The sequence below is a fragment of the Arthrobacter sp. D1-17 genome (genome assembly GCF_054130535.1).
The window spans coordinates 2492978-2519624 of record NZ_CP096382.1; the positions used below are offsets into that span (position 1 = coordinate 2492978).

30 protein-coding genes, 6 tRNA genes and 1 riboswitch are annotated in these 26647 nt (G+C 65.2%); of the genes, 14 read left to right on the plus strand and 22 right to left on the minus strand.

All coding sequences use genetic code 11. The features are described from left to right. Positions 1-91 precede the first annotated feature (91 nt). The 6 genes from trpC to M1E01_RS11620 form a co-directional block, all read right to left on the minus strand. The gene (gene trpC / locus M1E01_RS11595) at positions 92-910 is read right to left on the minus strand and encodes an indole-3-glycerol phosphate synthase TrpC (protein WP_457971750.1); all 819 of its coding nucleotides are present in this window, start codon (positions 908-910) and stop codon (positions 92-94) included. Positions 911-912: 2 nt separating this feature from the next. Further along, complete coding sequence (locus M1E01_RS11600) at positions 913-1197, minus strand: HGxxPAAW family protein (RefSeq protein ID WP_457971751.1); 285 nt, start codon at positions 1195-1197, stop codon at positions 913-915. A gap of 157 nt (positions 1198-1354) precedes the next feature. Beyond that, positions 1355-2032 (minus strand): Trp biosynthesis-associated membrane protein, encoded by a 678-nt coding sequence (locus tag M1E01_RS11605; protein ID WP_457971752.1) that lies wholly within the window; start codon positions 2030-2032, stop codon positions 1355-1357. Then, complete coding sequence (locus M1E01_RS11610; protein WP_457971753.1) at positions 2032-3639, minus strand: anthranilate synthase component I; 1608 nt, start codon at positions 3637-3639, stop codon at positions 2032-2034. Before M1E01_RS11610 ends, M1E01_RS11605 begins: the two co-directional genes overlap by 1 nt. A gap of 42 nt (positions 3640-3681) precedes the next feature. Continuing rightward, the gene (hisI, locus tag M1E01_RS11615) at positions 3682-4164 is read right to left on the minus strand and encodes a phosphoribosyl-AMP cyclohydrolase (protein WP_457971754.1); all 483 of its coding nucleotides are present in this window, start codon (positions 4162-4164) and stop codon (positions 3682-3684) included. A gap of 161 nt (positions 4165-4325) precedes the next feature. After that, complete coding sequence (locus tag M1E01_RS11620) at positions 4326-5063, minus strand: hypothetical protein (protein WP_457971755.1); 738 nt, start codon at positions 5061-5063, stop codon at positions 4326-4328. A 257-nt stretch (positions 5064-5320) separates the two neighbouring features. Here M1E01_RS11620 and M1E01_RS11625 point away from each other — a divergent pair, with 257 nt between their 5' ends. Further along, positions 5321-5965 carry a TIGR03085 family metal-binding protein gene (locus M1E01_RS11625; RefSeq protein ID WP_457974945.1) on the plus strand — a complete coding sequence of 215 codons (645 nt, stop codon included), beginning with the start codon at positions 5321-5323 and terminating at the stop codon, positions 5963-5965. A 7-nt stretch (positions 5966-5972) separates the two neighbouring features. Here M1E01_RS11625 and hisF read toward each other — a convergent pair whose 3' ends face one another. The 14 genes from hisF to M1E01_RS11695 all read right to left on the minus strand — a co-directional run bounded on the left by hisF (position 5973) and on the right by M1E01_RS11695 (position 17280). Continuing rightward, positions 5973-6749, minus strand: coding sequence for an imidazole glycerol phosphate synthase subunit HisF (hisF, locus tag M1E01_RS11630; RefSeq protein ID WP_457971756.1), 777 nt, complete (start codon positions 6747-6749; stop codon positions 5973-5975). A gap of 92 nt (positions 6750-6841) precedes the next feature. Beyond that, entirely contained in the window at positions 6842-7702 is an 861-nt protein-coding gene (gene hisG, locus M1E01_RS11635; protein WP_457971757.1) for an ATP phosphoribosyltransferase, read from the minus strand. Positions 7703-7763: 61 nt separating this feature from the next. Then, positions 7764-8027 (minus strand): phosphoribosyl-ATP diphosphatase, encoded by a 264-nt coding sequence (locus tag M1E01_RS11640; protein ID WP_457971758.1) that lies wholly within the window; start codon positions 8025-8027, stop codon positions 7764-7766. Positions 8028-8184: 157 nt separating this feature from the next. Next, the gene (gene ribH / locus M1E01_RS11645; RefSeq protein WP_457971759.1) at positions 8185-8667 is read right to left on the minus strand and encodes a 6,7-dimethyl-8-ribityllumazine synthase; all 483 of its coding nucleotides are present in this window, start codon (positions 8665-8667) and stop codon (positions 8185-8187) included. A gap of 20 nt (positions 8668-8687) precedes the next feature. After that, a complete protein-coding gene (gene ribA, locus M1E01_RS11650) occupies positions 8688-9389 on the minus strand; it encodes a GTP cyclohydrolase II (protein WP_457971760.1) in 702 nt (233 codons plus the stop codon). A gap of 2 nt (positions 9390-9391) precedes the next feature. Further along, positions 9392-10066 (minus strand): 3,4-dihydroxy-2-butanone-4-phosphate synthase, encoded by a 675-nt coding sequence (gene ribB, locus M1E01_RS11655; RefSeq protein WP_457974946.1) that lies wholly within the window; start codon positions 10064-10066, stop codon positions 9392-9394. 26 nt (positions 10067-10092) lie between these two features. Then, positions 10093-10731 carry a riboflavin synthase gene (locus M1E01_RS11660; protein ID WP_457971761.1) on the minus strand — a complete coding sequence of 213 codons (639 nt, stop codon included), beginning with the start codon at positions 10729-10731 and terminating at the stop codon, positions 10093-10095. Beyond that, positions 10731-11909, minus strand: a complete 1179-nt coding sequence (gene ribD / locus M1E01_RS11665) for a bifunctional diaminohydroxyphosphoribosylaminopyrimidine deaminase/5-amino-6-(5-phosphoribosylamino)uracil reductase RibD (protein ID WP_457971762.1) — start codon at positions 11907-11909, stop codon at positions 10731-10733. Before ribD ends, M1E01_RS11660 begins: the two co-directional genes overlap by 1 nt. Before the next feature lie 136 nt (positions 11910-12045). Beyond that, positions 12046-12196: riboswitch (FMN riboswitch) on the minus strand. Between the two features lie 115 nt (positions 12197-12311). Further along, entirely contained in the window at positions 12312-12968 is a 657-nt protein-coding gene (gene rpe / locus M1E01_RS11670) for a ribulose-phosphate 3-epimerase (protein WP_457971763.1), read from the minus strand. Between the two features lie 115 nt (positions 12969-13083). After that, positions 13084-14655 (minus strand): RsmB/NOP family class I SAM-dependent RNA methyltransferase, encoded by a 1572-nt coding sequence (locus tag M1E01_RS11675; protein ID WP_457971764.1) that lies wholly within the window; start codon positions 14653-14655, stop codon positions 13084-13086. Continuing rightward, positions 14652-15572, minus strand: a complete 921-nt coding sequence (fmt, locus tag M1E01_RS11680; protein ID WP_457971765.1) for a methionyl-tRNA formyltransferase — start codon at positions 15570-15572, stop codon at positions 14652-14654. The genes M1E01_RS11675 and fmt overlap by 4 nt, the downstream gene beginning before the upstream one ends. Beyond that, positions 15569-16201: a peptide deformylase gene (gene def / locus M1E01_RS11685; RefSeq protein ID WP_457971766.1), complete on the minus strand. Its 633-nt coding sequence runs from the start codon at positions 16199-16201 to the stop codon at positions 15569-15571. The genes fmt and def overlap by 4 nt, the downstream gene beginning before the upstream one ends. A 58-nt stretch (positions 16202-16259) precedes the next feature. Beyond that, positions 16260-17105 carry a cytochrome gene (locus M1E01_RS11690; RefSeq protein WP_457971767.1) on the minus strand — a complete coding sequence of 282 codons (846 nt, stop codon included), beginning with the start codon at positions 17103-17105 and terminating at the stop codon, positions 16260-16262. A gap of 103 nt (positions 17106-17208) precedes the next feature. Further along, positions 17209-17280, minus strand: a tRNA-Val gene (locus M1E01_RS11695). A gap of 317 nt (positions 17281-17597) precedes the next feature. Here M1E01_RS11695 and M1E01_RS11700 point away from each other — a divergent pair. From M1E01_RS11700 to M1E01_RS11725, 6 genes are all read left to right on the plus strand, one after another. Then, positions 17598-17670 (plus strand) — tRNA-Gly (locus tag M1E01_RS11700). Positions 17671-17717: 47 nt separating this feature from the next. After that, positions 17718-17788 (plus strand) — tRNA-Cys (locus tag M1E01_RS11705). 37 nt (positions 17789-17825) lie between these two features. Next, a tRNA-Val gene (locus M1E01_RS11710) sits at positions 17826-17900 on the plus strand. A gap of 55 nt (positions 17901-17955) precedes the next feature. Further along, positions 17956-18028: transfer RNA gene (locus M1E01_RS11715), tRNA-Gly, on the plus strand. 49 nt (positions 18029-18077) lie between these two features. Further along, positions 18078-18152 (plus strand) — tRNA-Val (locus tag M1E01_RS11720). Positions 18153-18319: 167 nt separating this feature from the next. Beyond that, positions 18320-18559: an antitoxin gene (locus tag M1E01_RS11725; protein WP_457971768.1), complete on the plus strand. Its 240-nt coding sequence runs from the start codon at positions 18320-18322 to the stop codon at positions 18557-18559. 147 nt (positions 18560-18706) lie between these two features. Here the strand turns inward: M1E01_RS11725 and zapE are convergent, their stop codons facing one another. Then, positions 18707-19744, minus strand: coding sequence for a cell division protein ZapE (gene zapE / locus M1E01_RS11730; RefSeq protein WP_457971769.1), 1038 nt, complete (start codon positions 19742-19744; stop codon positions 18707-18709). Positions 19745-19962: 218 nt separating this feature from the next. On the opposite strand from zapE, the gene M1E01_RS11735 reads away from it, so the two are divergent. From M1E01_RS11735 to ybaK, 3 genes are all read left to right on the plus strand, one after another. Further along, entirely contained in the window at positions 19963-20889 is a 927-nt protein-coding gene (locus M1E01_RS11735; RefSeq protein ID WP_457971770.1) for a sulfurtransferase, read from the plus strand. 67 nt (positions 20890-20956) lie between these two features. After that, the gene (locus tag M1E01_RS11740) at positions 20957-21415 is read left to right on the plus strand and encodes a SufE family protein (RefSeq protein WP_457971771.1); all 459 of its coding nucleotides are present in this window, start codon (positions 20957-20959) and stop codon (positions 21413-21415) included. A gap of 21 nt (positions 21416-21436) precedes the next feature. Continuing rightward, positions 21437-21961: a Cys-tRNA(Pro) deacylase gene (gene ybaK / locus M1E01_RS11745; protein ID WP_457971772.1), complete on the plus strand. Its 525-nt coding sequence runs from the start codon at positions 21437-21439 to the stop codon at positions 21959-21961. Here ybaK and M1E01_RS11750 read toward each other — a convergent pair. After that, on the minus strand, positions 21915-23189 hold the full coding sequence (locus M1E01_RS11750; RefSeq protein WP_457971773.1) for an alpha/beta hydrolase family protein: 1275 nt from the start codon (positions 23187-23189) through the stop codon (positions 21915-21917). The two genes, ybaK and M1E01_RS11750, sit on opposite strands and share 47 nt — an antisense overlap. An 86-nt stretch (positions 23190-23275) precedes the next feature. Between M1E01_RS11750 and M1E01_RS11755 the strand changes: the two genes are divergently transcribed. From M1E01_RS11755 to M1E01_RS11770, 4 genes are all read left to right on the plus strand, one after another. Continuing rightward, on the plus strand, positions 23276-23767 hold the full coding sequence (locus tag M1E01_RS11755; RefSeq protein ID WP_457971774.1) for a hypothetical protein: 492 nt from the start codon (positions 23276-23278) through the stop codon (positions 23765-23767). 14 nt (positions 23768-23781) lie between these two features. After that, positions 23782-24243 carry a peptide-methionine (R)-S-oxide reductase MsrB gene (msrB, locus tag M1E01_RS11760; RefSeq protein ID WP_457971775.1) on the plus strand — a complete coding sequence of 154 codons (462 nt, stop codon included), beginning with the start codon at positions 23782-23784 and terminating at the stop codon, positions 24241-24243. A gap of 240 nt (positions 24244-24483) precedes the next feature. Then, positions 24484-25890 (plus strand): DUF6421 family protein, encoded by a 1407-nt coding sequence (locus M1E01_RS11765; protein ID WP_457971776.1) that lies wholly within the window; start codon positions 24484-24486, stop codon positions 25888-25890. After that, positions 25887-26606, plus strand: a complete 720-nt coding sequence (locus M1E01_RS11770) for an SDR family oxidoreductase (protein WP_457971777.1) — start codon at positions 25887-25889, stop codon at positions 26604-26606. Before M1E01_RS11765 ends, M1E01_RS11770 begins: the two co-directional genes overlap by 4 nt. The last annotated feature ends 41 nt before the right edge of the window (positions 26607-26647 follow it).

Here is a 26647-nt window from a genome sequence, read left to right on the forward strand (position 1 = left end):
TTTCACTGATTGATGTCAGGCAGCATCCCGTCCGGATGTGCACACTGGGCAACTGGGTCCGGACGGGATGGCGCCGCGGTAAAGGCGGGGGTCAGACGCGGGCGGCGATTGCCGCTGCCCCGGCTGCCGTGAACTCCGCGATACGTTCACGCGGGGTCGCGTCACTGACGAGCGCTTCTCCTACGAGGATTGCGTTGGCGCCGTGCGCCGCGTAATGGGTTACGTCGTCGGCGTTGCGCACGCCCGACTCGGCGACCACCACTGCGCCGGCCGGAACGCTTCCGGCGAGGGATGCGAAGAGGGAACGGTCGACGTCGAGCGTCTTGAGGTTGCGTACGTTGACGCCGATGATGCGCGCGTCCGCGGCGACGGCCCGCTCTACTTCCTCGGGCGTGTGGGTTTCCACCAGGACGTTCATGCCGAGTTCGCGGCTCAGGACGCTGAACTCCCGAAGCTGCGCGTCGGACAGGGCGGCCACGATCAGCAGGATCAGGTCCGCACCGTGGGCACGGGCTTCCCAGATCTGGTACTCGTCGAGTGTGAAGTCCTTCCGGAGCAGCGGGACGTCCACGCTGGCCCGGACCGCGTCCAGGTCAGCCAGCGAGCCGTTGAACCGCCGCTGTTCGGTGAGCACACTGATCACGGCCGCGCCGCCGGCGGCGTATTGCCCCGCCAGCGACGCGGGATCGGCGATGCTCGCGAGATCGCCCTTGGAGGGGCTGCGGCGCTTGATTTCCGCGATGACCTTGAGCTGGTCCCGGCGGGCAGAAGGACCGCCAAGTGCTGCCCAGGCATCACGCGCCGGCGCAGCTGCCAGCGTGCGGTCTTTCAGTTCCGCGAGGGACACCAGACGCCTGCGCGCCTCCATGTCCTCCCTGACACCGGCGTTGATGTCATCGAGAACGGTCACGGTCAGTGGCCGGAGTTCTTCAGCTTGCTTCCGCCCACGCCATATCCGGCCTTGCGCATGATGAAACCAACCAGCAGGCCGACGAACATAACGGCAATGCCCGACCAGAAGATCGGCGAGTTGGCAATCACGAAGGCGATGGAGGCGATGAGCGCGCCGATAAGCATGACGATCACGCAGGTCCAGGCTGCCGGGCTGTTGCCGTGGCCCAGGTCAATGCTGTGGTCAACGCCGTCATGCGTCTTGGGGGCGTTGGGCTTGGTACCGGGTACAGTGGCTTTGCTCATGTGAATCTCCTCAGGATCAATACTGTTTACATTCTGCCATTTTTTGACGGTGCATTTGGCATCCGGGCATTAGGCAGCGGGTCAATGGCGCTGGTGCGGGGAGCCGCGGTTCAAGGGCATGCCGTTCAAGGGCCAGTGGTTCGAGGGCACGTCCTGCTCAGGTGGGGTCGTCGCCGCGTGAGAGACGGTCCCAGCTGTCAATCTCGTCCACCGGGCCGGCCGGAGCGCCGGGGCGCCCCTGCTCTGTAGTGACTGCAGTGCCTGGGCCACCTGTGGTGTCCTGCACGGCGGCGTCATATTTGGTGCGGGTTTTCCAGTACCGTCCCGCCGGGACCACCAGAAGTCCGCCCACGGCCAGGAGGGCACCGGCGACCACAGCGAGGACTGGGAACGCTGTCACGCTCACGTCTGCCGTACTCCCGGAAACGCCGGTGGCGGCGGCTATCGAGCCTTGCGCAGCGGCCAGGGGGTCGGCCAGGACGGTGGCTGCAGCAGCGATGATGCCGGCGGCTGCCAGCACGATGATGCCCGTGATGACCCACCGGGCAAGCTTCCCTGCAATGGACGCGGCGAGGCCTCCCGCCAGCGCCACCAGAGCCAATGCCGTCACCGTCGTGGCGGCCTTGCTGCCCTGGACCTGCAGCCCGTCCTGAACGGCGGAGCCCTGTCCCAGTTGCTGAGGGTCCAAGTGGACCGTCAGCCAGGTCTGTGTGGTGGTGCCGAACACGGTCAGTGCCAGCACAGCTATCAGCAACACAACCGTGGACTTCCGCGCCCAGCCCGGAGTGCCGTTGCGGGCCCTGTCCGTCGCGGCGGAACCTGCCGGAGCAGCCATCAGGATCCTGTCCCGGCGTCCGGGGCGGCGCCCGCCCCGGAATCTGTGGGGGCTGCATCAACGGCGACTGTTTCGGCACTGATGTTGTGGAGCGAGCCCGCAGTATGGACCGCACGCAGCGGAGCAGCGGCCTTGTTCACGGTTTCCAGCGCCTCGGTGGGGTTGACGGAGTCTGCCACGATGCCGCCCCCGGCCTGGACGTAGGCGCGGCCTTCGCGCAGCAGCGCCGAACGGATGGCAATGGCCATGTCCATGTCCCCGGCGAAGTCGAAGTAGCCCACGACGCCGCCGTAAATGCCGCGCCGGTGCGGCTCGAGCTCATCCAGGAGGCGCAGGGCCCGGGGCTTGGGGGCGCCGGAAAGCGTTCCGGCCGGAAACGTTGCCTTCAGGACGTCGTAGGCCGTGGCTGCGGGAGCGAGCCGTCCCACCACCGTGGAAACGAGGTGCATAATGTGGCTGAACCGCTCCACTTCCATGAACTGGGTGACGTCCACGGAACCTGCAACGCAGACCTTGGACAGATCGTTGCGGGAAAGGTCCACCAGCATCAGGTGTTCGGCACGTTCTTTTTGGTCCGCGAGGAGCTCTTCGGCCAGGGCCTTGTCTGCGTCGACGGTCTTGCCCCTCGGCCGGGACCCGGCGATGGGGTGGGTGATGACGTCTTCGCCGGTGACAGTAACCAGCGCTTCAGGTGACGACCCGACGATGGAGTATTCCCTGCCCTCTGCGTCCTCGAGGCTGAAGATGTACATGTAGGGGCTCGGGTTGGTGTTCCGCAGGACCCGGTAGACGTCCAGCGGGGACGCGCCGCATTCCATTTCGAAGCGGCGTGAAATGACAACCTGGAAGACTTCCCCGTCCACGATCGCCTCCTTGCCGCGGTCGAGGGCGGCAAGGTACTCCGACTCGTCCCAGCGTTCCTGGACACTGGAGGCAAAATCGAGGGCAGCCGGTTCCAGGACGGACACTGGCTGCGCCACGGGAGTGCTGACGCGGGCCAGCAGCTCCTTCACACGTGCGACGGCGTCCTGCCAGGCTTCGTCCACCCGGTCAGGGCTGTTGTCGAAGTTAATGGCGTTGGCGATCAGCAGCACCGTGCCGTCCATGTTGTCGTGGACGGCCATGTCCGTGACGAGGTTCAATGCCATCTCGGGCAGCTGAAGATCGTCTTCGGGAGGGCTGGTCAGCCTTTCCCAGTGCCGGACGGTCTCCCAGCCAAGGAAACCTACCAGCCCCGAGGTGAAGGGCGGCAGGCCGTCGAACCGGTCGGTCCGCAGCGCGGCAACAGTGTCCCGGATCGCGTCCACGGGACTGCCGTCCATCGGCACACCGGCAGGAGGCTGGCCGAGCCAATGGGCCTGGCCGTCCTTCGTGGTCAGTGTGGCGCGGGACCTGGCGCCGATGAAGGAATAGCGGGACCAGGCGCCGCCAACAGCCGCCGATTCCATGAGGAAGGTGCCCGGCTGGCCCTGGGCCAGCTTCCGGTACAGGCCGATGGGCGTTTCGGCATCGGCCAGCACCTTGAGCCGGACGGGGATGACGCGGCTGTGGCCGGCCAGTTCCCGGAATTCTTCCAGGCTCGGGCTGATGATTCCCAGGTCCTGCATGGTTATTGGTTCTCCGTCTGTTCGGTGGTGGTGCCTGGCGGATTAGACCCGGTCACTGGTTTCCGGACCGGTTCCGGTTACGACGTCGAGGCTGCGGCCCTCGAAGCAGGTGCGGGTTCCGGTATGGCAGGCGGCGCCGACCTGGTCAACGCGGACCAGCAGGGCGTCGCCGTCGCAGTCCACGGCAACCGACTTGACCCACTGCACGTGGCCCGACGTGTCCCCCTTGCGCCAGTACTCCTGGCGGGACCGCGAGTAAAAGGTCACCCGGCCCGTGGTCATGGTGCGGTTAAGGGCCTCGTCATCCATCCAGCCGAGCATGAGAACTTCGTTGGTATCGTGCTGCTGCACAATCGCGGCCACCAGCCCGGCGCCGTCTCGCTTCAGGACTGCCGCAACGTCGGCGGGCAGGGCGCTGCCGTGCACACGGGCACCCGTGGCATCAGGAAGTGTGGTATCGGCCGACGGGGCGGGGACACCGGCAGGGGATGCGGGGGCTGGACTGGGGGCGGGTTGCTCAGACATCACGTCAAGTCTAGTGCCCTCGCCGGGGGACACTGGCACAAATACGGCCCTGCCTGGCTGCACGCCGGCGTCAAGCGACGGCGGGCAGACAGCGCACGACGCCCGCAGGAGGCGTGAAGCCGCCTGCGGGCCGTGTGGTCGGAGTCAGTGCTTCGTTCCGGTCAGGAAAGGGCACGCTTGATGACGACGTTGTCAATATAGCTGTCGCCCATCTGGCGTCCGTGCTCCGCGCCGAACTGCACCTTGGTCAGGGTGGTGGAGGGCAGGTTCACTGTCCTGTTGAACACCAGGACGTTTCCGAACCATATCTGAATGGAGGACCGGGGGCCGTCCGCGCGCACCTGCATCCGGACACGCTGCCAGGTATTCAGCGGAACGGAGGCCGCCTGAAGCTTGGTGAATGTGACGCTGCCGTTGGGGTTCGCGGTACGCAACCACAGCTGGCCGTTGGCGTTGTTGCGGAAAACGTCCGCGACCCTGATGGAGCCAGAGAAGAACCGGACATAGGGCACATTGTTGCCAGCGAGCCCGGCAGTGGTGATGTTGACCCACGCGTCAACATTGGCCCGTTTTGTTCCGGCGGCCAGTCCAACATTCATGTTTGCCACCGAGCGTGCATCTGCCGTTGCACGAAGTCTGGCGGAGCATGTTCCGGTGTGCGCCTTCGGGCTCGTCACTGCCGCTGTTCCGGTCCCCGACGTAGTGGTCCTGAACGGCAACAGCGTGTTTCCCTCGAAGTTGGTTGCCGCCACCAGCGTGCCGGTGAAGGTGCTGGTGGGAACGGCCACCCCCGCGCGGCAGGTTGCGGCCACCGCCGCGTTGGCCGAACCGAAGATCAGACTGCCCGAAATGAGCAGCCCGACGCTGCCGACCGTGCCCATTTTCCTTAGTGTGTACATTAGATTTCCTCACGCGCCAGATGGAGTTATGTGTTCGCTCCACTGCAGCCTTCCGGCTCACTCCCGGAAACAGACTTGCACGTCTGGTGATGCGTTAGAGCGAGCTTGTGAGCACTCCCCCCTGCACATACTTGCTGCGAAAGCTTGGAAAAAACTTGGGAGGTTCTTGCGGCACCCCCCGGCTGCACGCACTTCCTCGGGGTTCACGGAGAGACGGACTGCGCAACTCCTGCGGCGACGTGCTACTTTCACAAGTGATGCATTTCGTCGACCCGTCCCGAGAAGTCCTGGCCGAAACCCTGCTGGCGGCCGGTCCCGACTCGCCCACGCTCTGCCGCGGCTGGAAAACCAGGGACCTGGCGGCGCACCTCTACCTGCGCGAACGCAAAGCCGCGGTTGGCCTTGGCCTCATCATCAAGAGACTGTCCAAGGCCTCCGACAAAGCGACTTCCCGGCTGGCTTCGAAGCTCACGACCCCTGACGAATACACCAAACTTGTGAAGGCGTTCCGCTCGGGTCCGCCGGCACTGTCGCCGATGAAGATTAAGGCGCTGGACGAAAGCTCCAACCTGATCGAGTACTTCGTCCACACCGAGGACGTCCGGCGGGCGGTGGACCGCTGGGCTCCCCGCGCACTCGACGAGGCATACTCGGAGGCACTCTGGGACGAGCTGGTCAAACGCGCCGCCATCCTGTACCGCGGAGTGGACCTCGGGATCGTCCTGGTCCGGCCCTCCGGCCCCCGGCATGTTGCCAAGCGCGCTCCCGTGTCCGTGGCCATCGTCGGCGAGCCCCAAGAACTGCTGATGCACGCCCACGGCCGTACACGCCATGCGCTCGTCACCTTCGAAGGCCAGCCGGACGCCGTGGCCCTGCTCCAGTCAGCAGAAGTCGGGCTCTAACCGCCCGTTAGCGGACTTCGAAGCCCGCTTCACGGATTGCCTTCTTGACCTGGGCCAGCATGTCGTCCGGGCCCCAGTGGAAGATCGAGGCGGCCAGCACGGCGTCGGCTCCGGCCTCAACAGCGGGCGGGAAGTGAGCCGGCTCGCCGGCGCCGCCGGATGCGATGATCGGTACCTTGACGGCGGCACGGACCAGCCGGATCAGCTCCAGGTCGAAGCCGTCCTTGGTGCCGTCGGCGTCAATTGAGTTCAGCAGGATTTCCCCGACGCCGCGCTCGGCAGCTTCCTTGGCCCACGCAACTGCGTCGATCCCGGTGCCTTGGCGGCCGCCGTGGGTAGTGACCTCAAAGCCCGATGCCGTGGGCGCGGAACCGGGCCGGGTGCGCCGTGCGTCCACGGACAGCACCAGCACCTGGGAACCAAAGTGACGGGTGATTTCGTCAATGACATCCGGCCGCGCCACAGCGGCAGTGTTGATCGACGCCTTGTCAGCCCCGAAGCGAAGCAGCTTGTCCACTTCGGCGACCCCGCGGACGCCGCCTCCTACGGTGAGTGGGATGAATACTTCCTCGGCCGTGCGTCGGACCACGTCGAAGGTGGTTTCCCTGTTGCCCGAGGATGCTGTGACATCCAGGAAGGTGAGCTCGTCTGCGCCGCCGTTGTCGTAGCGGTGCGCAAGTTCCACCGGATCTCCGGCGTCGCGGAGTCCTTCAAAGTTGATGCCTTTGACCACGCGGCCGGCATCAACATCCAGGCACGGGATGACGCGTACGGCTACAGCCATGACTTCTCCTGTTTACTGCAGAGCTTGGAAGGGTGCCGGCCGGGCGGCCGGCATGAAAGGCGCCGCCGTCAAGAACCGGCGCAAAGAAACCGCTAGATGCGGCAGGCGTGGATGCTGCTGACCAGGATGGCCCGCGCGCCGAGGTCGTAGAGCTCGTCCATGATTCGGTTGGTTTCCTTCTTGGGCACCATCGAGCGGACGGCAACCCATTCGGAGTCGCGCAGCGGGGAAACGGTGGGCGATTCCAAGCCAGGAGTGAGGGCCGCGGCCTGTTCCACGAGTTCCTTGCGGATGTCGTAGTCCATCAGCACGTACTGGCGGGCCACAAGGACGCCCTGCAGGCGGCGGATGAGGACGTCGATCTCTTTCGCGGTGCCGTTGGCGGCACCACCATTTCCGGTGCGTCGGATCAGAACTGCTTCAGACTTGAGAATCGGCTCGCCGAAGATTTCCATGCCGGCGGCCTTGAGGGTGTTGCCGGTTTCCACGACGTCGGCGATGGCGTCCGCGACGCCGAGCCGCACCGAGGATTCGACGGCACCGTCAAGCCGGACCACTTTGGCGCTGATGCCCCGTTCGGCGAGGTAGTCGCGGAGCAGCACGTCGTAGCTGGTGGCGAGGCGCTTGCCCTCGAGCTCTTCGACCTTGGCGAAGTCGCCAACGGGACCTGCGAAGCGGAAGGTGGAGGCGGCAAAACCGAGCGGCAGCAGTTCTTCCGCCTCAACATCAGCGTCCAGCAGCAGGTCGCGGCCGGTGATGCCGACGTCGAGCGTTCCCTGTCCCACATAAACCGCGATGTCCCGGGGGCGGAGGAAGAAGAATTCGATGTCATTGTCCGGATCCACCATGACGAGTTCACGGTTGTCGCGGCGCTGGCGGTAGCCGGCTTCGGAGAGCATGGCGGACGCGGCTTCGGACAGGGATCCCTTGTTGGGTACGGCTACTCGCAGCATTTGGGGTCTTTCTGGGGTTGGAAGTCTTGAGTTTCATTACAAGCAGGCCACGCGGACGCGGCTACAGATGCTTGTAAACGTCTTCCAGGCTGAGTCCCTTGGCCAGCATCAAAACCTGCAGGTGGTACAGCAGCTGCGATATTTCCTCAGCAGCGGCCTCGTCGGATTCGTACTCCGCCGCCATCCAGACTTCCGCGGCTTCCTCGACGATCTTCTTGCCGATGCCGTGGATTCCGGACTCCAGTTCGGCGACTGTGCGGGAGCCCTCCGGGCGGGCCGCTGCCTTCTCGCTCAGTTCGGCGAACAGCGTCTCGAAATTCTTCACGCCTTCCAGACTACTTGCTCGGGGCCGGAGCCCGCCTGTCGGGCCGCTGCGTGACGGCGGGGATGTGAGGAAACACACACAAGGTGCGCATCCCGCCGTCCCCGCCGTCGGCGCCAATAGCTGCTGCCTGGCCGTGTTTAGTTCGGTGCCGCTTGCGTCAGTACTGCTTGAGGACGACGGCGGTTGCCAGAGCGGCCGTAACGGCTTCGTGTCCCTTGTCTTCGGAGGATCCGGGCAGGCCAGCCCGGTCCAGGCCCTGCTGCTCGGTGTCGCAGGTGAGCACTCCGAATCCGACAGGAACGCCAGTATTGACGGTGACGTCGGTCAGTCCGGAGGTGGCCGCCTGGCAGACGTAGTCGAAGTGCGGCGTTCCGCCGCGGATGACGACGCCGAGCGCGACGACGGCGTCAAAGTGCGGCGCGAGCCGCGCCGCGGCCACGGGGAGCTCGAAGCTGCCCGGGACGCGCAGAACTGTGGGTTCGCTGATGCCTGCGTCCTTGGCGGCGCGCAGTGCTCCGTCCAGCAGTCCGTCCATGATCTGGGTGTGCCAGCTCGCCGCCACAATGGCCAGCCGCAGCCCGGAGGTCCCGGCTGGGTTAAGGGTGGTGAGGTCGATCTGGGGTGCGCCGTGTCCGCTCATTAGATAATTTCCTGATCTGTTCAGTCTTGTTCGTGGTCAAATGCGTCTGCGCCGCTTCCGGGCACACCCGCTCCCTGGGCATCCAGGGTCAGCAGGTGGTCCATGCGGTCCTTCTTGGTCTGCAGGTAGCGGATGTTCTGTTCCCGCGAGGGCACCTCGGTGGGCACCATTTCCACAACCCTGACGCCGGCGCTGGCGAGCCTGTTCTGCTTGTCCGGGTTGTTGCTCAGCAACCTGATCTCGTGCAGCCCCATCTCCGCCAGGATCTGCGCCGCTGCCTTGTAGCACCGGGCATCGACCGGCAGCCCCAGCTGCTCATTGGCCTCGATGGTGTCGAAACCGGCTTCCTGCAGGGCGTAGGCCTTGATCTTGTTGGCCAAACCGATGCCGCGGCCTTCCTGGCCCCGCAGGTACAGGAGGGTTCCGCCGTTGGCCTCGATCATCGCCAGGGCGTAGGCGAGCTGCTCGCCGCAGTCGCAGCGGTAGGAGCCGAAGACGTCGCCGGTGAGGCATTCGGAGTGGAGCCGGACCAGAGGGGCTTTGCCGTCCGCAGGAGGGTTGGGCGAGCTGACCGCGAGGTGCTCAGCACCCGTGACGAGATCTGTCCACGCCTGGGTCACGAAGTTCCCGAAAGCGCCTGGGAGCTCGACCACGGGCCCGCCGCTCACCGGATGCGGCGCCCTGCCGTTGGTGCTGGTTCCGGCTGCTGCTGATCCACTCATCGTCATTCCCTTTCTCCGTCCGGGCTCGCTTCCGCACTTAGCTCCTGTGAAGATACATGGTCAATCGAGTCGAGGTAGGCCACGAGATCCTCGATCGAAACCAGAGGGCAACCGTGTTCCGCAGCGAACGCCCGCAGGCCGTCAAGCCGCATCATTTCGCCGTCGTCGTACACGACCTCGGCGATCACTCCCACCGGCTCCAGCCCGGCGAGCCGGCACAGGTCCACGGCCGCTTCGGTGTGACCGGGCCGTTCACGCACTCCCCCGTCAACGGCGCGGAGCGGGAAAATATGCCCGGGCCGGGTCAGCACGGCCGGACCGCTGGCTGGATCCGCAAGGACGCGTGCCGTCAGTGCTCTGTCCGTCGCCGAGATTCCGGTGCTCACTCCGGTGGCGGCATCGCAGGAGACGGTATAGGCCGTTCCCTTGGAATCCTGGTTGACCTCCACCATCGGCGGCAGGTCCAGGGCTTCCGCGCGGGCGCCGTCCAGCGGTACGCAAATGACGCCGGAACTGTGGCGGATGGTCCATCCCATCAGGGCAGGCGTGGCGTGCTGGGCGGCGAAAATGATGTCGCCTTCGTTCTCACGGTCCTCGTTGTCGACCACCAGGACCGGCCGTCCCGCCGCCATGGCCCGGACTGCTTCCTCGATCGGATCGAGCGTCAGCATGCCCATCGCGGACGGGTCAAGGTTCGCCGTGCTCACAGCTGATCCTCCGATGCGGCTCCGGTGCCGCTGAAGGACAGCAGGCGTTCCGTGTATTTGGCGAGCACGTCGACTTCCAGGTTTACTTTGCCGCCGGCTGGCTTGGCGCCCAGTCCGGTTTCGGCAAGGGTCGTCGGGATCAGTCCTACTTCGAACCATGGAGCGCTTTCCGGGGGCGGGCTGACAGCGGTGACCGTGAGGGAGACGCCGTCAATGGCGATGGAACCCTTTTCGGCAATGTAGCGCGCCAGCCGCGGCGGCACGGCAAACCGTAGCCGCTCCCAGTTTCCCTGGGCCTCGCGCTCCAAAAGTTCGCCGACGCCGTCGACGTGCCCCTGGACCACATGGCCGTCCAGCCGGCCGCCGGCCGGAACACAGCGTTCCAGGTTGACGGCGTCTCCCGCGGCGAGGTCGCCGATGGTGCTGCGGACGAGGGTCTCCCCCATGACGTCGACACTAAAGTCCTTCCCGTCAATCGCCGTCGCCGTGAGGCAGACGCCGTTGACGGCGATGGAACCACCCAGCGGCAGGCCCTCGGCAGTGCCGGGGGCGTGCAGGCGCACCGTCGCGCTCGTGTCCCCGTTCCGGTCCACGGAGAGGACCTTCCCCTGCTCGGCAATAATTCCGGTGAACATCAGTAGCCTCCCGTGGCTGTGCCCGCAACGGTGCGGGCTGGTAGTGGATCGGTTGACGGTTCCTGTGCCGCTGCGGGCGCGGAGTTTTTTGTCTGTCGGTCTGCAATGTCCCGTGGCGAGGAGGGTTTTTCCGGAAGCAGATGCAGCCGCAGGTCCCGGCCCAGGGTCTGGACAGCGCCGCCGGAGGCAGCGTCCCAGTCCCAGCGCTGGGCGTCGGCGAGTGTGCCGATGCCGAGCCCGGTGAGCGCTGAGGTTCCGGATCCCAACAGGGTGGGGGCCAGATACATAATCAGCTCATCCACCAGGCCCTCCGACAGGAAAGCGTTCAGGATCCTGGATCCGCCCTCCACCATGACGTGCCGGACCCCTGCCGCAAACAGCTGGGACAGCGCCTCGTGCGGGTCACGGGTGGGCAGGTGGATAACCTTGCCGTCCTCACCATGCACGGCGGCGTCCTCCGGAACGGCGCGGAGGCCCATGACGGCCCTGAGCGGCTGTTCGCCGGTGGCATCACCGTTGGAGTCCCTTGCCGTGAGCCGGGGGTTGTCCACCAGGACCGTTTGCGTGCCGACGAGGATGGCGTCGATGCGGCGACGGATCGCGTGGTTGTCTGCCAGCGACTCTGGGGACGAAATCCACTGGCTGGTGCCGTCTTCAGCGGCGATCCGGCTGTCCAGCGTCTGCGCGATGTGCAGGGTCACGAAGGGGCGCTCGGCGTCAATTGCCTCAAACCAGCGCCGGTTCAGTTCCAACGCCTGCTCCGCTGCCAGTCCGCTGCGCACGCTGACCCCTGCCTCACGCAGGGTTGCAGCCCCGCCGGCAGCGGGATCGTGGGGGTCATCGACGGCGTACACGACGTTAGTGATTCCGGCCTCAATGATGGCCTGCGCACAGGGTCCCGTGCGTCCCACATGGTTGCACGGTTCAAGTGTCACAATCATGGTGGAGCCGGTGAGGTCCACCCCCGCCCTGGCCGCTTCAGCTATTGCATCAGCTTCGGCATGCGCCGTTCCGGCGCCACGGTGATAGCCGGTCGCCAGTTGCACTCCGTCAGGACTTAGGACGACGGCCCCCACCAAGGGATTCGCGCCCCGGGGGCCGTGCAATGCAGCTTCGAGGGCTGCGTTCATAGCGCCAATTTCAGCGGCACTGAAGGCGTGGACGGGCTGGGTGCTCATGTAGTAACCGCCGCATCCGGCCACACGGTACGGGTGTCCATGCGTGTGTGTCGTTCCTTCCCTCTAGAACCGCCAAGGCTCCGGGGGTATACGACAGTGCAATGCTGCGGCGTTTGCCAACGCCGCAGGTACAGCCGTACGTGCTTCTCTCATCCAGACTTTAACTGTCGGTACCGGAATTTCACCGGTTCAACCGTCTGCCGGGGTCTCCTGGTTGGAGGACACCGGCTCGCGGGTCGCGGACTGTCACCGCCGGTTCGGACTTACACCGACCCCGGAGCACGTAATGTGTGTTGCTATTCTGACACAACCCCAGGGGTGCTCCGGGTATTCCCCGCCCCGATGTGTCACGGAACGCGTAACGTTCTCCGCCGCGACCATCCCCGCTCGCGACCATCCCCGCTACAGCGAGCCGGCCTTACGCAGCCGGTCGATGGCCGCGGCAGGGTCGGGAGCGCAGTAGACGGCAGAGCCTGCGACAAACACGTTTGCACCGGCCTCGGCGGCACGCAGGATGGTCTCTTCGGTGATACCGCCATCCACCTGTAGTGCGACGCCGATGCCGGAGCCGTCGATGGCCTCGCGTGCGCGCCGGATCTTGGGAAGCGTGAGATCGAGGAAGGCCTGACCGCCGAACCCAGGTTCCACTGTCATGATCAGCAGCATGTCCAGTTCGCTGAGCATATCCAGATACGGTTCCACCGCCGTTGCCGGCCTCAGCGCCATGCCCGCCTTCGACCCGCGCGCGCGAAGTTCACGCGCCAGCTTCACCGGCGCTATGGACGCTTCGGCATGGAATGTCACCGACGCGACTCCGGCGTCCGCATATCCTGGTGCCCAACGGTCGGCGTCGGAAATCATCAAATGCGCGTCGAGGGGAACGGGGCTGACGGCCTGGATCCGCTGGACGACCGGCAGCCCGAGGGTCAGGTTCGGAACAAAGTGGTTATCCATTACGTCCACGTGGACCGAATCGGCATTGCTGATGCGCTGCAGCTCGGCCTCAAGATTAACGAAATCTGCAGAGAGGATGCTCGGGTTGATGCAGCACTGCGGCATGCGGGTCCTTTCACGAAAGGGATTCGGTACTTCTTGCTGGGCGGATTTCCCAGTATCAGGAGCTCCTGGTCCAGCATGTAGGCTCAGATTTCCTGCGGGTAAAACTTTCTGAGGATCAGGCCTTTTTGCGGATCAGGGCCAAAAACATAGCGTCGGTCTGGTGGAGGTGGGGCCACAGCTGGGCCGTGAGCTCGTAGCCTGCCTGGAGATTTCCTGTCAGGCTGACAGCGTCAAGCGCCTCGCCGGCGTCCAGCAGTTCAAGGTCGTCGCGTTTTTTCAAGGCATCACTGACGACGGCCGTGGTTTCCGCAGGGTGCGGCGAACACGTTACATACGCAACGACGCCGCCGGGTTTTACGGCATCCAGTGCCGACCGCAGCAGGTCCCGCTGCAGCGGTCCGAGATCCACCAGGTCCTTCGGGGTGCGGCGCCACCGGGACTCCGGCCGCCGGCGCAGGGCACCCAGTCCGGTGCAGGGAACATCCACCAGGACCCGGTCGAAGCTTTCGGTGTACTCCGCGCCGACGTCCCTGCCGTCTCCCGTGCGGACTTTCCACATGTCCCGGGGAACCGCGGCCAGGGCCTGGCGGACGAGTTGCGCGCGGTGCGGTGCGGGTTCGTTGGCCAGCAGGGTGGCACCCCGCTGGTGGGCAAGCGCCCCGAGGAGGGCTGCCTTGCCGCCGGGTCCGGCACACAGATCAAGCCAGGTTTCGCCGGACCCTGCGCCGCCAGACTCTGAATCGCCCAGCTCGACGGCGGCAAGGGCGCGGGCGACCAGCTGGGAACCGACGTCCTGCACGCGGGTGGTACCTTGGCGGACCGAGGACAGCCGGCCCAGGTCACCTCCGCTGGACAGCGCCGAACCTTCGACCAGCTGGCCTGGCGCCGCGCCGTTCTCGAGGGCCTCGTCCAGGCTGCCCAGTCCGGGCAGGGCCACCAGGTTGACCACCGGGGCGGCGTTGTCCGCTTCGAGAAGATCGTCGATCTCCGAGACCGGCCGCCCATGGGCCACCAGGGACTGCCGGAACGCCCGAACGATCCACTCCGGATGTGCGTACCGCACGGAGGCGACCTTGATCCCGTCCTGCTCACCGCTGAGGAGCATTCCCAGCCACTCCTCCAAGGTGTGGGCAGAGACTTTCCGCAGCACGGCGTTGATCAGGGTGGATGGACCGGCGCCGATAACGGCGCGCGCCAGTCCCACGGTCTGGTCCAGCGCCGCATGAGCGGGAACCCGCATCGCGAGCAACTGGTGGGCGCCGATGCGCAGGGCGTCAAGGATGGCCGGATCCACCTGCTCGAGGGGCCGGTCTACGCATCGGGACAGCACGGCGTCGTAAGTGCCCTGGCCGCGCAGGGCGCCGTAGCTCAATTCGGTGGCGAAGCCGGCGTCGCGCTTGTCGAGCCCATGGTGCCGGATTCTTGCCGGCAGCACGAGGTTGGCGTAAGCGTCCTCGGCTGCGACAGCGCGCAGCACTTCGAAAGCAACCAGCCGGGCGGGATCGGCGCGGCGGGTGCGCTGTGACGGCGCATTCTCAGTGAAGCTGCGCTGCGGGCCGCGGTTGCGTTCCCGGCCCTGCGCGTTGCGGCGGCTGGGCCCTCCCCCGCCGCGGCGCTGATCCGCGCCGCCTGCGCCGGAACCGCGCTGGCCGCCCCGGCCTGAGCCGCTTCTGCCGGACTCGCTCATTGGAATACCACGCTTTCAAGGGAGGCTTGTCCACGGGCCCAGTCGGCCGCGGACATCATTTTCTTGCCGGCAGGCTGGACCCGTACCAGCTCGACGGGGTGCGATCCCGTTCCCACCAGGACACGCTTTCCGTCCATTGCCACGTGGCCCGGCGCCAGCGCTGACTGCTCGGGGCGAAGCAGGACGGGCTCGAGTTTCACCCGCTGCCCGTCCAGGGTGGTCCAGGCACCCGGCTCCGGGGTAACGCCGCGGGCCCGCCGGCCAATCGCGAGGGCGGGTTCAGACCAGTCGATCCGCCCGTCCTCGAGGGTCAGCTTCGGCGCCAGGGAAATATCGCCTTGCTGGGGCTGCGGGGACGCGGCCCCGGAGTCGATGGCGGACAGCGTCTGCGCGAGCAGCACGGACCCGCTGTGGGACAGCCGTTCCAACAGCGTTCCGGCGGTATCGTCGGGACGGACCTGCTCCGTGAGGGTGCCGATGACGGGGCCGGTATCGAGCCCTTCCTCCAACTGGAAGGTCACCGCGCCGGTAATGTCGTCCCCGGCCATGACGGCGCGCTGCACAGGGGCCGCGCCGCGCCAGGCAGGCAGCAGCGAGAAGTGCAGGTTGATCCAGCCGTGGCGGGGAATGTCCAATGCCTCCCGGGGCACCAAGCCGCCGTAAGCGACGATGGCGGCAACGTCGGGGCGCGCAGCTGCGATCCGGGCCGTAACCTGGGCATCCACCTTTGTTGCGTGGATGATTTCGAGTCCAAGCTCGCCTGCACGGAGGGCAACGGGCGACGGCGTGAGAACCCGCCTACGGCCTGTCGGCGCGTCTGGCCTGGTGAGGACGGCGACGACGTCGAAACCGGCCTCGATCAGCGCGTCGAGTGACGGTACAGCCACCGCTGGCGTTCCCGCGAACAGAACCCTCATCCGGCGGCGCCGAAGCTGCCCGCGCCCGAGGCGCCGGCCCCAGGGTTGCCGGAGCTGAAACTGCCGGAACCGAAGCTGCCGCCTCCGAAACTGGAGCCGACAGTCTTGGCGCGCTTCGCCGTCGTACTCTCGGTGATGGCGTCATAGTTGGCATTGCGGATGGAGCGGAGCGCAGCCTTACGGTCCTCCCCTTCCAGGCGGTCAGTGAAGAGAATGCCATCAAGGTGGTCTGTCTCGTGCTGGAAACACCGGGCCAACATGCCTTCCCCGTCCACGGAAACAGGGTTGCCGTGGACGTCCACTCCGGTAACACGGGTGGCCCGGAAGCGGCGGACCGGAAATCCAAGTCCGGGGATGGAGAGGCAGCCTTCGACTTCGTCCGGCTGGTAGTCCTCGCTGTTTTCCAGCACAGGATTAATAACGTGCCCCTCAACGCCGCCGATCCGGTACGTGAAGACCCGCAGACTGACGCCAACCTGCGGCGCGGCCAGGCCGGCGCCTTCCACGTCCTCCATCGTTTCGGTCATGTCGGCAACGAGCCTGGCCAGCTCTGGCCCGAAATCCGTGACAGACTCGGCCACCGTGCGCAGCACGGGATCGCCGATGATACGGATATTCAGAATTGCCATCTGCAGTCATTTCCTCACGGTGGGCGTTAACGGATCCAGTCCAGTTTAGTTGGTGATCTCAGGCGTACGCGGGCGGAGCCACCGGGATCAGCGCCGGTCCGGCGCTGACGGTGTCCGCCGACATCTCCCAGACACGGCGGAGGGCGCAGAACTTCCACCAGTGGTGGCGGAGCACCTCCGGGTTGGCCCGTACAGGCCGGACTTCCGTTTCTCCGATGGCGACTGCCAGCAGCACCGGGGAATCGCCGTGCTGCCACGGCTCCCATTCCCCGGCCACGGGATCCACCAGGCTCTCCTCGGCCTTCATGCCGGCAACTAGCTGCATGACCACCTTGTCGTCCAGGGGCTTCACCTGGCCGTCGCGGGTGGTGCCCTTGGTCTTGTAGTCGATCAGGCAGGTCCGCCCGTTGATTTTGGCCACCAGATCCAGGGTTCCTGCATACCCCACGGTTTGGTTCCAGACGGTGATTTCCGCAGCGACGGGCTCCACCCGAAACAGTTCCCACCATTCATCGAAGCGGGCCGCGAAGGCTTCCTCACCGTTGGCTGCCAAGGCCTCACGGGTCTCCTGCATCTTGTGCGGCCTGCCCAAGGCGCGCAGCGCTACCTGTTCACAGTAAGTATGGACCCGGTCTCCGCGCTGGGCAGCTTCGTCGCGGTAAGCCTCCGCTGCCTTGGCGGCACGGTTCACGGCCTGCCGGACTTTGGCCGGACTGCCGAGTATCTCAGGAAGGGACGGATCCTTGGCAAGGGTACTTGCCCCCATGTAGCCAAACCATCCGTCCATGCCGTGAGGCTGCTGGCCGATCACTGTAGTGATGGAGGGAACCGAGAATTCCGCTGTGGTGGACCGGGCATACATCCGGCCGTGTTCCGTCGCGTGGGCAAGGAGTGGAGCAGTCATGGCAGGACTCTTTCACAGGGGTCTGACAGTTTGAGGATAAACCGGGAAACAGAAAAGCCCGTCCCACGCAGGGAATTCCCTGCGCGAAACGGACTCTCATCGGTGGGCGATACTGGGTTCGAACCAGTGACCTCTTCGGTGTGAACGAAGCGCGCTACCACTGCGCCAATCGCCCCGACGCATTTGAATGCTAGCCCACTCGGCGGACTTTAGGAAATCGGGAAACCCACAAGGAATCCAAGCCGAAGCAGCAGGGCGGGCGGCGCCTTCTGGCGGCGCCATCTAGAGAGAGGTGAAGGCGCAACGCCAATCCCAGCGGCACGGGAACTACACCACTGTAATTCTCAAATTCCCCTAGAATTCAAGGATGCGGAGGGGTTGCGGACGTGGCAGCAGGGGCCGATTTGGAGAATCCCGGAACCTCCTATAGAGTTTTTACTCGTTGGAACGCGAGGAAATGCCGATCAGGGCAAGGAATCACCGCTCCAAAATGCGGACGTAGCTCAGCTGGTAGAGCACCACCTTGCCAAGGTGGATGTCGCGAGTTCGAATCTCGTCGTCCGCTCGCAGGACACTGTCACGGCAAGGTTCCCCCGGAACCGACGCTTACACGGTGGGTTGGCCGAGAGGCGAGGCAGCGGCCTGCAAAGCCGTATACACGGGTTCGAATCCCGTACCCACCTCGGTGAAAACCATGGTTTCCGGTGTTACCGGATGCATGGGCGATTGGCGCAGCGGTAGCGCGCTTCCCTGACACGGAAGAGGTCACTGGTTCGATCCCAGTATCGCCCACCAGGGCAAGGAAACTTGCTTGTTGTTGAACGTTCGGCCTTGCCGGCGTACTTCATGCGCGGACGTAGCTCAGCTGGTAGAGCACCACCTTGCCAAGGTGGATGTCGCGAGTTCGAATCTCGTCGTCCGCTCTCTTGTCTTCACGGATACGAACCCAGGTTCAGCCGGATTACCGGTTCCGGGCGATTGGCGCAGCGGTAGCGCGCTTCCCTGACACGGAAGAGGTCACTGGTTCGATCCCAGTATCGCCCACCAGATCGCGGCTCCGCTTTTATACCTAGCAGCTCCTCACGGGGCTGCTTTTTTCATGCCCAGATCCGGCTTGACAACTTCTGTAAACAGCGCCTTGGCATCACCGGCCCGCGAGGGCTAGGATCGAATGCGGAGGAGCGAACTGGCTCCGCGATTGAAGGGAGGTGCTCGTGGGACTAATTGACGATCTAAAGGGCAAAGCTCAGGGTCTGATCCGCGGCAACGAGCAGGCCATCAAGGACGGCATCCACAAGGCTGGCGACTTTGTCGACTCGAAGACGGGCGGCAAGTACACCGGCCACATAGATAAAGTCCAGAACGGCGCTTCCACCTTCGTTGACAAAACCAACGGAAAGCCCGGTACGGCCGCGGAAGGCGACACCGCGCCGCCGGCCGACAAGGCTCCGTAAGGCTCCGCAACCAGGGTTTGCCCGGGGTATTGCCCCGACGTCAACCAGGGCGCCGGTCCCGCCGAGAGGCGGCACCGGCGCCCTCGGCGCTTAACCGGCTCAGGACCGGCAGCCGGTTGTCAGGACCGGTAACCGGGCAACCGGCCGTCAGGACGGCTCGTGCTTTTGGCCCTCCCGGGCCAGGGCGGTCAGTCGCGAGACCGCCCGGAAGTACTTCTTCATGTAGCCGCCGGTCATCATCTCTTCAGTGAACAGCTTGTCGAACGGAACGCCGCTCGCGAGGATCGGCACGTCCTTGTCATACAGCCGGTCGGCCAGCACCACAAACCGCAGGGCAACGGCCTGTTCGGTGATGGTTTCCACATCGCGCCACACCACACCGTCCACGCCGTCGATGAGCTTGCGGTAGCGGCTGGGGTGGACCCCGGCCAGGTGCGCGATGAGCGTACTGAAGTCGTCTTCGGCCACCGTCCGGCCGTCGAACTCCGCCTTCATGTGGCTATGGAGTTCGCTGTTCCGCAGTGGAGCCGGCGCAGCGGGCAGGCCCCGGTGCCGGAAGTCCTCGCCATCGATCCTGATAACGTCGAACTGGTCGGCCAGGACCTGGATCTCACGCTGGAAGTCGACGGCGGCAAACCGGCCGTCACCGAGGGAACCCGGCAGCGTATTGGACGTGGCGGCCAGCTTGACCCCTGCGTCGGCCAGTTCACGCATGAGGCGGGACATCAGCACGGTGTCGCCCGGATCGTCCAGCTCGAACTCATCGATGCACACGAGCTTGTAGGAGCTCAGCGCGTCCACGGTCTTTCGGAAGGAAAGCGCGCCGACCAGGTTCGTGTACTCCACGAACGTGCCGAAGGCCTTTGGGCCGGGGGAAGCGTGCCAGAGCGATGCCAGCAGATGCGTCTTGCCGACGCCGAAACCACCATCGAGATAGATGCCGGCCCTGGATTCGACCTTCTTGCCGAAAAGCTTTTTGAAGAGTCCGCCACCGTCGCTGGAGCCGACGCCGCCGGCGAATGATTCAAGGGCATGCACTGCGGCCGCCTGGCTGGGCTGGGCAGGGTCGGGGCGATAGCTGGCGAAGGACACCCCCCCGAACCTGGGCGAGGGGTAGAAACCTTTGAGGAGCTCATCCACCGACACGGCCGGCGTGCGGGTGGCAAGCTTTTCAATCTGCACCAAGGGGGTCCGTTCTGCTGGTGGTTTGTCCCCAGCAAGAATACCGGCAATGGCGCGGGACCCCGGCGTGCGCGCAGGCATCGGCCCCATGCCGTGACCAAGGCCACATTTCCTCCTGTTAACGCAGGGAAGCTTTCGCATCGGCCCGTGGCTAGTGTTGGAGCAGTGACGGGCCGCTCCCCGGCCGTCTGACGTGACCGTTTCAGTGAAAGGCCATACGCATGTCCTACCCAGTTGAACAGAACGAAAAGTTCGCCGCCTACGCCCACCCCGAGCGGCTGGTATCCACGGAGTGGCTCGCCGCGGCCATCAATGACGGCTCCCTCGAGAACGGAAAGCTCGTGGTCGTGGAGTCCGATGAAGACGTCCTGCTGTACGAAACCGGACACATCCCCGGCGCCGTGAAGATCGACTGGCACACAGACCTGAACGACGAGGTCACACGCGACTACGTGCAGGGCGAAGCCTTCGCTGCCCTGGCCGCTGCAAAGGGCATTTCACGCGACAGCACCGTGGTGATCTACGGTGACAAGTCCAACTGGTGGGCAGCCTACGCACTGTGGGTCTTCACCCTCTTTGGCCACGAAGACGTCCGGCTGCTCGACGGCGGCCGCGACAAGTGGATTGCCGAAGGACGCGAGCTCACGACGGACATTCCCTCCCCCGCCCCCGGCAACTATCCCGTCGTCGAACGCAATGACGAACCCATCCGTGCTTTCAAGGAAGATGTCCTGGCCCACCTTGGCAAGCCGTTGATCGATGTCCGGTCTCCCGAGGAGTACACGGGACAGCGGACCCACATGCCTGCTTATCCGGAGGAAGGCGCTCTCCGCGGCGGCCACATTCCCACCGCCGCCTCGATTCCGTGGGCGCGCGCTGCAGCAGAGGACGGCACTTACCGCAGCCGCCCTGAGCTTGAGGCGCTGTACCTGGGGGAAGCCGGCCTGAAGGAAGGCGATGACGTGGTAGCCTACTGCCGCATCGGCGAACGTTCCAGCCACACCTGGTTCGCCCTTAAGTACCTTCTCGGGTTCGAGAGTGTCCGCAACTACGACGGCTCCTGGACGGAATGGGGCAACGCCGTTCGTGTGCCGATCGTCAAGGGCGCCGAACGCGGTTCCGTGCCGGCCGCACTCGCAGCACGGTAAGCAGCAGCACGGTAAGCATCCGTAAGAAAGCGGCCGAAGGCGCGGCGGACTGCGTAAGCTTGGAGTGATGAGTACTCAAGCACTTCCCACCGCGCTGGCGGAGATTGTCGATGACTTCCAGGCATTAAGCGAGCCGGAGAGGCTCCAGCTGTTGCTGGAGTTCTCGCGCGGCCTGCCGGACCTGCCGGAACGGCTCCAGAACCATCCGGAACTGCTGGAACAGGTTGTGGAGTGCCAGTCGCCGTTGTTCCTCACCATTGAAACGGAGAAGAACGACGGCGGCTCGCCCGCCGTCCGCCTGTTCTTCAAGGCACCTCCTGAGGCCCCCACAACGCGCGGGTTCGCGGGAGTACTGCACGAAGGGCTGGACGGCCTCACGGCCGAGGAAATTCTCGCTGTGCCCGACGACATGCCCGAGCTGCTCGGCCTGACCCGGGCCATCACGCCGCTGCGGATGCGCGGCATGACGGCAATGCTGGGGCGCATCAAGCGCAAGGTGGCGGCTTCAGCACGCTTCCAGGACTAAGGCACCCGGACCGGACATTGAATGGCACGCAAAAACACGTCCCAGGGAACGCCTGCCACAGCCGCACTGGCTGCGGCAGGCGTTTCCTTTACCCTGCACCCGTATAACCACGACCCCTCTGCAGCCAGCTACGGACTGGAGGCCGCCGAGGTCCTGGGCATCGATCCCGCCAGGGTTTTCAAGACGCTCATGGTGGAGTTCGACGGCCGGCTCGCGGCCGGCGTCGTCCCTGTCAGCGGAAGCCTCGACCTGAAGGCGATGGCGGCGGCCCTCGGGAGCAAAAAGGCAGCCATGGCGAGCCCCGCCACCGCCGAACGGCGAACGGGATACGTGCTCGGCGGCATCTCGCCGCTGGGTCAGCGGCTTCCCTCCCCCACCGTTATCGATGACAGCGCCCTGGCACTGGACAGCGTCCTGGTCTCCGGAGGCCGCCGGGGCCTCGACATCGAGCTGGCGCCGGGGGACCTTGTCCGCCTGACAAAGGCCATCACCGCCCCGATCAGTACAGTTCGTCCCCGCTCGGTCCTGTCCTCTGCCCCGGATTGACGCGCGGCGCCAGCTGCCTTTGCAGCCACGCCTTGACCAGGCTCTCCCAGCGCTCGGGATCAGCATTCCACTCCTTGGTGTGCCGCGCCTTCTCGAATGCCTCGAAAGTGACCATTTCCGGATTCTTCTCCGCAAGAAGCGCCGAAGGCCGGTAGGGCACGTACTCATCATCCACGCTGTGAATGATCAACGTGGGCGTCCGCAGCTCGACAGCGCGCGACACCCAGTCCATGGATTTCAGGTCCACCGGCGCGGCGAGCCCCGTCAACCGACGCCCGAGACGGTGGCCCATCATCAGCTGGCCATAGCGCCCCACGGCGGAAGGGATGCGGTTCAGCTCCGCGTGGTGCGCCAGGACATTGACCCAGTCGATGACCGGCGCATCGAGCACCATGGCACGGATGATGTTCCGGTATCTCGAGAGATCCGCGGTCTGCAGGCAGATGGCCCCGCCCATGGACCAGCCGAACAGCACGACCTCCTTCGCGCCTTGGGCGAGGGCATACGCGATCGCAGCCTCAACGTCGCGCCACTCCGTTGAACCCAGGCCGTACCTGCCATCGGGCGCGGACGGCGCAAGACCATCGTTGCGGTAGGAAATAAGAAGTGCAGGCAATCCAAGTTCGTGCACAGGCCTGGCGGCACGGAGGCTTTCCTGCCGGGTGGCGCCACGCCCGTGGACCAAGACGGCCCAGGTTTCGGCGTCAGGCTCTGCGGGTACCAGCCAGGCAGGAGCGGTTCCGCCCTCGACCTCAACGGCGATCTCTTCCGAGGCGAGTCCGACGGCGGAAGGATCCGGATAGACAGCGCCGCCCCACCAGCCGCGCCGGGCAGTTTCCAGGTTTCCCTGATAGACAGCGTCGACGCTACGCTGCACGGTGCGCTCTGCCGGTGAGTAGGAAATGATCCTGCCGATGCGGGCATGGCCCTTGCCGCCGTCAAAAAAAAGACTGTAAACACCGTCCTGCGTCGTTTCCGGCGTTGCTGCCAGGATGACCTGCAGGCCGCTGCTTTGCCTGATGACGGCCAGCACTTCCTGATCTGCCACCCGCGCACGCGCGGGGGTGAGGACCCGACGGGCAAAATACAGCGCCAGCGCTGACGACCCTGCCCCCAGCAGTGCCGCAGCGGCGCCTCCTGCGACAATTCCGCCGAGCGTCCACTTGGCCCGCAGGCTCATCGCACCGCTCGGCTGAGCTGCGGGGGCCTGCTGGCGGGAAGAATCCATTCCTCCATTCTTACCGGAGTCGGCGTCCAAGGCACATCAGGCTCAACATGCATACAGGCGCGGTGCCACCGGGCTAGGCTGATGGCATGAGCGATCCCATCGTCATTCTCACAGAAGAGCCGCTTGGTGCGGACGACCGTGTCAACATCGAACGCCTGGTGAACGGGGGTGATACGCCTTTGGTCGTAGTGGTCCCTGCCAACACTGAGCGCCATCTGCTGGTGGACTTCCTCGAGAACCTCTCGATGCTGGACATCGCCAAGGCCTTCCGCGAACTGACCTCACATGCCCCGGACCCGGAAACACAGCGTGCCGCGGCCGCGGAAACCCTGTCCGTATCGCTCCGTGCCCTCGAGGGGCTCGGCGGCGGCGTTACAGGTGAAGTGGTGGACGGCGATGCCGTGAACGGCCTCGTGGCGAAGGTGAAGGAGCTCGGCGCTGCACAGGCCGTCGTCATCACCCGTCCGCACGCGGTGGCAGACACCCTCCATACCGACTGGGCCAACAAGGCCCAGGACCGGCTGGGCCTCCCCGTGCTGCACCTGTATGCCGGGTCGGGATTTATCGGCGACTCGTAAGCGTTGATGAAGCTATGAGCACTCCAGAAAATGCAGAAGACGCCGTGCAGGTTGTCCGGACCGAAGACGAATGGCGCCGCGAACTCACCCCCGAGGAATTCCATGTGCTGCGCAAGGCAGGCACGGAACGTCCCTATACGGGCGAGTACTGGGATACACATACGGCGGGCGTATACCAGTGCAGGGCGTGCGGCGCCGAACTATTTACGAGCAGTGAGAAGTTCGATTCCCATTGCGGCTGGCCATCTTTCTGGGCCCCTCTCGCCGAGGGGCGGGTCCGCTATATCCACGACCGCACCCTCGGCATGGACCGCATCGAGGTGCGGTGCTCCGCCTGCGATTCCCACCTGGGCCACGTCTTCGAAGGGGAAGGCTATGGAACGCCCACGGACCAGCGCTACTGCATTAACTCGATTTCGCTGAAGCTGGTGCCCGCAACGGACGCAGAGAGCAGCGCGCCCCAAAGTGGCTCCTGAGGCTCCGGATTTTGGGGCTCCGGCCCGCTGAGGCCCGGTCCCTGAAAGCACCGAGTTCCCCGGGCAGGGGTTCCGGAAGCCGTGTTGCATTCTGAGGCTGCCGGACGCTATATCTGGGCAACCTTGGGCAACCTCCGAGCAAAACTGTTTCTTATGCTCGACCTGATTTTGCATTAGGAACTCTGGCCGCTTGTTACGCTCGCCGTAGAAGCTCAGGCAACCAGAAAGGCGACGCCAACGATGACGATCACAGCTACCGCAACCCCCGTGAGGGTCACCGCAAATCACCCGGAGTGGCAACGGCTCAAGACAGCCGCGACGGGCCTCCGCGGCCTGCAGATCCAGGACGGCTCAGTGCCTGATCCCGCAGACCACCCGGCTGCACGCGAGCATGTTCTCGCGATCATCCACGCCGTGGCAGCCCTGGCTCCGTCCTTCCCGCACGACGCCCGTTACCTTGAACTCCTCGGCAGCGACTTCGCACGATGGATCACGTCCGGCTTCGGAGTCCCGGACTTCCTGGACTCCCTCCTCGCGTTCCAGCCCCAGCAGCACCGCGAACACGGACTCCAGCATCTTGTGGTCTTCCCCATGTACACGCAGAACGGAAGCACCAGCCGCCTGGTTGAGGCCGTGCTGATTGACGTGGTCTGGCCCGAATTCATCGCCGGACTGGAAGAGGGGGACTACTCCAACAGGCTCTTCGTGCCCATTCGCTTCCTTGACTTCACTCCGGGGTACGACACGAACTCGGCCGTGCTTTTCCCGGAAACGGTCGCCGTGCGCGAGACCCCCAAATTCACCTGGGGCGCCATCTTCGCCGACCGTGAAGCGGCCCGGTTCCGGCGGGTCCTTGCCGCCGCCGCCGACATCACTTCCCTCGAATTGCCCGCGGCGGCAGCCCAGTTCCTTGAGGATCAGAAACTCACCGAAGAAACTTTTGTGATGTGGGACCTGATCCACGACCGGACACACATGCGCGGTGACTTGCCCTTCGACCCCTTCATGATCAAGCAGCGCATGCCGTTCTTCCTGTATTCCCTCGAAGAACTCCGCTGCGATCTCACGGCCTTCAGGGAATCCGTGCGGATCGAAAAGGACGAAAACGCCTCCCCCGAGGCGCGCCGGCACGCAAAGCTCGTCCAGTACGCCGTAATTTTCGACCGCATCTTCCGCTTCGCCATCACCGGGAACCGCGTGCGCAACTACGACGGCCTGGGCGGCCAACTGCTCTTTGCCTGGCTGCACCAGCACAGGGTGCTGCACTGGACCGACAGCCGGCTCAGCATTGACTGGGACGAGGTCGCCGGCGTCGTCATCGAACTCGGCGCACACATTGAAGAGCTCTACTGGCGCTCTATCGACCGGCCCAAGACGGCCCACTGGCTGGCCGCCTATGAGCTCATCTCCGGAACGCTCACACCGAATCCCGCGTCCGTGTGGGCCAAGGGTCCCGATGCCCTGCCCCTCGACGGACCACCGCGGGGGCTCACGGACCAGGTACTGGACGACGAGTTCCCGCTCTCCATGTTCTACGAGGCGCTGGAGAAGAAGATGCGGCCCGTGATCGAGTCGACAGCCGGCATTACGGGAGCGACCGACCCGTCCAACCCCGCTCCCGTAACAACGGCGATGACTGCCCAATGAGTGAGGGCACCATCAAGGTACTGGTTGCCGGGGGCAGCAGCGCGTCGGGCATTGCCGTCGCGCGCGCCCTGGCCCAGGCCGGCTGCACTGTTTATACAGTGGGATCGGACCCCGACAGGATCGCGGCCGCGGCAGCGCAGGCCGGCCCGGGGGTGACGCCACTCACCTGCGACCTGGCCAGCCTGCCCGCTGTGCGGCAGCTCTACGGGGAGCTCTCCCCCACGGCGGGCCGGATCGACGGCGTGATCCACCTCGTGGGCGGCTGGCGGGGGGCGCAGGGTATCGCCGACCAGCGCGACGAAGACTGGAATTTCCTCGAGAGCAGTTCCGTCACGACGCTTCGCAATGTCACCCGCGTTTTCTACGGAGACCTAGCGGCATCCCCTAGCGGCCGCTTCGCCATGGTGTCATCGACGGCGGTAACGGCACCCTCCGCTGCCATTGCCAGCTACGTGGCGGCCAAGGCCGCTGCAGAAACCTGGACCATGGCCGTGGCGGACGGCTTCCGGCGGGAAGCGGGCGAAGCGGCGGAAGAACACAGCGCCGCCGTTGTCCTCGTGGTCAAAGCACTCGTGGATGCCGCCATGCGAAGCCGTCACCCCGAACGAAGTTTCCCCGGCTACACGGACGTCGAAGACCTGGCGGCCGCCGTCGTCGGGCTGTTCGGCAAACCCGCCGCTGAACTGAACGGACAGCGGATCCTGCTCACCCAGTGATCGTGGGCGTGCCCGGCCGGAAATCCCTAGACTGAAAGCGT

Bases quoted from the DNA above. Each gene is read 5' to 3' on its own strand.
- M1E01_RS11765 (WP_457971776.1), top strand. From the start codon at position 24,484: ATGACGATCACAGCTACCGCAACCCCCGTGAGGGTCACCGCAAATCAC.
- M1E01_RS11690 (WP_457971767.1), bottom strand. From the start codon at position 17,105: ATGACTGCTCCACTCCTTGCCCACGCGACGGAACACGGCCGGATGTAT.
- M1E01_RS11675 (WP_457971764.1), bottom strand. From the start codon at position 14,655: ATGAGCGAGTCCGGCAGAAGCGGCTCAGGCCGGGGCGGCCAGCGCGGT.
- M1E01_RS11605 (WP_457971752.1), bottom strand. From the start codon at position 2,032: ATGGCTGCTCCGGCAGGTTCCGCCGCGACGGACAGGGCCCGCAACGGC.
- M1E01_RS11735 (WP_457971770.1), top strand. From the start codon at position 19,963: ATGTCCTACCCAGTTGAACAGAACGAAAAGTTCGCCGCCTACGCCCAC.
- hisG (WP_457971757.1), bottom strand. From the start codon at position 7,702: ATGCTGCGAGTAGCCGTACCCAACAAGGGATCCCTGTCCGAAGCCGCG.
- M1E01_RS11600 (WP_457971751.1), bottom strand. From the start codon at position 1,197: ATGAGCAAAGCCACTGTACCCGGTACCAAGCCCAACGCCCCCAAGACG.
- M1E01_RS11610 (WP_457971753.1), bottom strand. From the start codon at position 3,639: ATGCAGGACCTGGGAATCATCAGCCCGAGCCTGGAAGAATTCCGGGAA.
- M1E01_RS11625 (WP_457974945.1), top strand. From the start codon at position 5,321: ATGCATTTCGTCGACCCGTCCCGAGAAGTCCTGGCCGAAACCCTGCTG.
- ribA (WP_457971760.1), bottom strand. From the start codon at position 9,389: ATGAGTGGATCAGCAGCAGCCGGAACCAGCACCAACGGCAGGGCGCCG.
- ribD (WP_457971762.1), bottom strand. From the start codon at position 11,909: ATGAGCACCCAGCCCGTCCACGCCTTCAGTGCCGCTGAAATTGGCGCT.
- rpe (WP_457971763.1), bottom strand. From the start codon at position 12,968: ATGCCGCAGTGCTGCATCAACCCGAGCATCCTCTCTGCAGATTTCGTT.
- msrB (WP_457971775.1), top strand. From the start codon at position 23,782: ATGAGCACTCCAGAAAATGCAGAAGACGCCGTGCAGGTTGTCCGGACC.
- ribB (WP_457974946.1), bottom strand. From the start codon at position 10,066: ATGGGCATGCTGACGCTCGATCCGATCGAGGAAGCAGTCCGGGCCATG.
- hisI (WP_457971754.1), bottom strand. From the start codon at position 4,164: ATGTCTGAGCAACCCGCCCCCAGTCCAGCCCCCGCATCCCCTGCCGGT.
- M1E01_RS11740 (WP_457971771.1), top strand. From the start codon at position 20,957: ATGAGTACTCAAGCACTTCCCACCGCGCTGGCGGAGATTGTCGATGAC.
- M1E01_RS11750 (WP_457971773.1), bottom strand. From the start codon at position 23,189: ATGGATTCTTCCCGCCAGCAGGCCCCCGCAGCTCAGCCGAGCGGTGCG.
- M1E01_RS11755 (WP_457971774.1), top strand. From the start codon at position 23,276: ATGAGCGATCCCATCGTCATTCTCACAGAAGAGCCGCTTGGTGCGGAC.
- hisF (WP_457971756.1), bottom strand. From the start codon at position 6,749: ATGGCTGTAGCCGTACGCGTCATCCCGTGCCTGGATGTTGATGCCGGC.
- fmt (WP_457971765.1), bottom strand. From the start codon at position 15,572: ATGAGGGTTCTGTTCGCGGGAACGCCAGCGGTGGCTGTACCGTCACTC.
- M1E01_RS11660 (WP_457971761.1), bottom strand. From the start codon at position 10,731: ATGTTCACCGGAATTATTGCCGAGCAGGGGAAGGTCCTCTCCGTGGAC.
- M1E01_RS11770 (WP_457971777.1), top strand. From the start codon at position 25,887: ATGAGTGAGGGCACCATCAAGGTACTGGTTGCCGGGGGCAGCAGCGCG.
- M1E01_RS11620 (WP_457971755.1), bottom strand. From the start codon at position 5,063: ATGTACACACTAAGGAAAATGGGCACGGTCGGCAGCGTCGGGCTGCTC.
- ribH (WP_457971759.1), bottom strand. From the start codon at position 8,667: ATGAGCGGACACGGCGCACCCCAGATCGACCTCACCACCCTTAACCCA.
- def (WP_457971766.1), bottom strand. From the start codon at position 16,201: ATGGCAATTCTGAATATCCGTATCATCGGCGATCCCGTGCTGCGCACG.
- ybaK (WP_457971772.1), top strand. From the start codon at position 21,437: ATGGCACGCAAAAACACGTCCCAGGGAACGCCTGCCACAGCCGCACTG.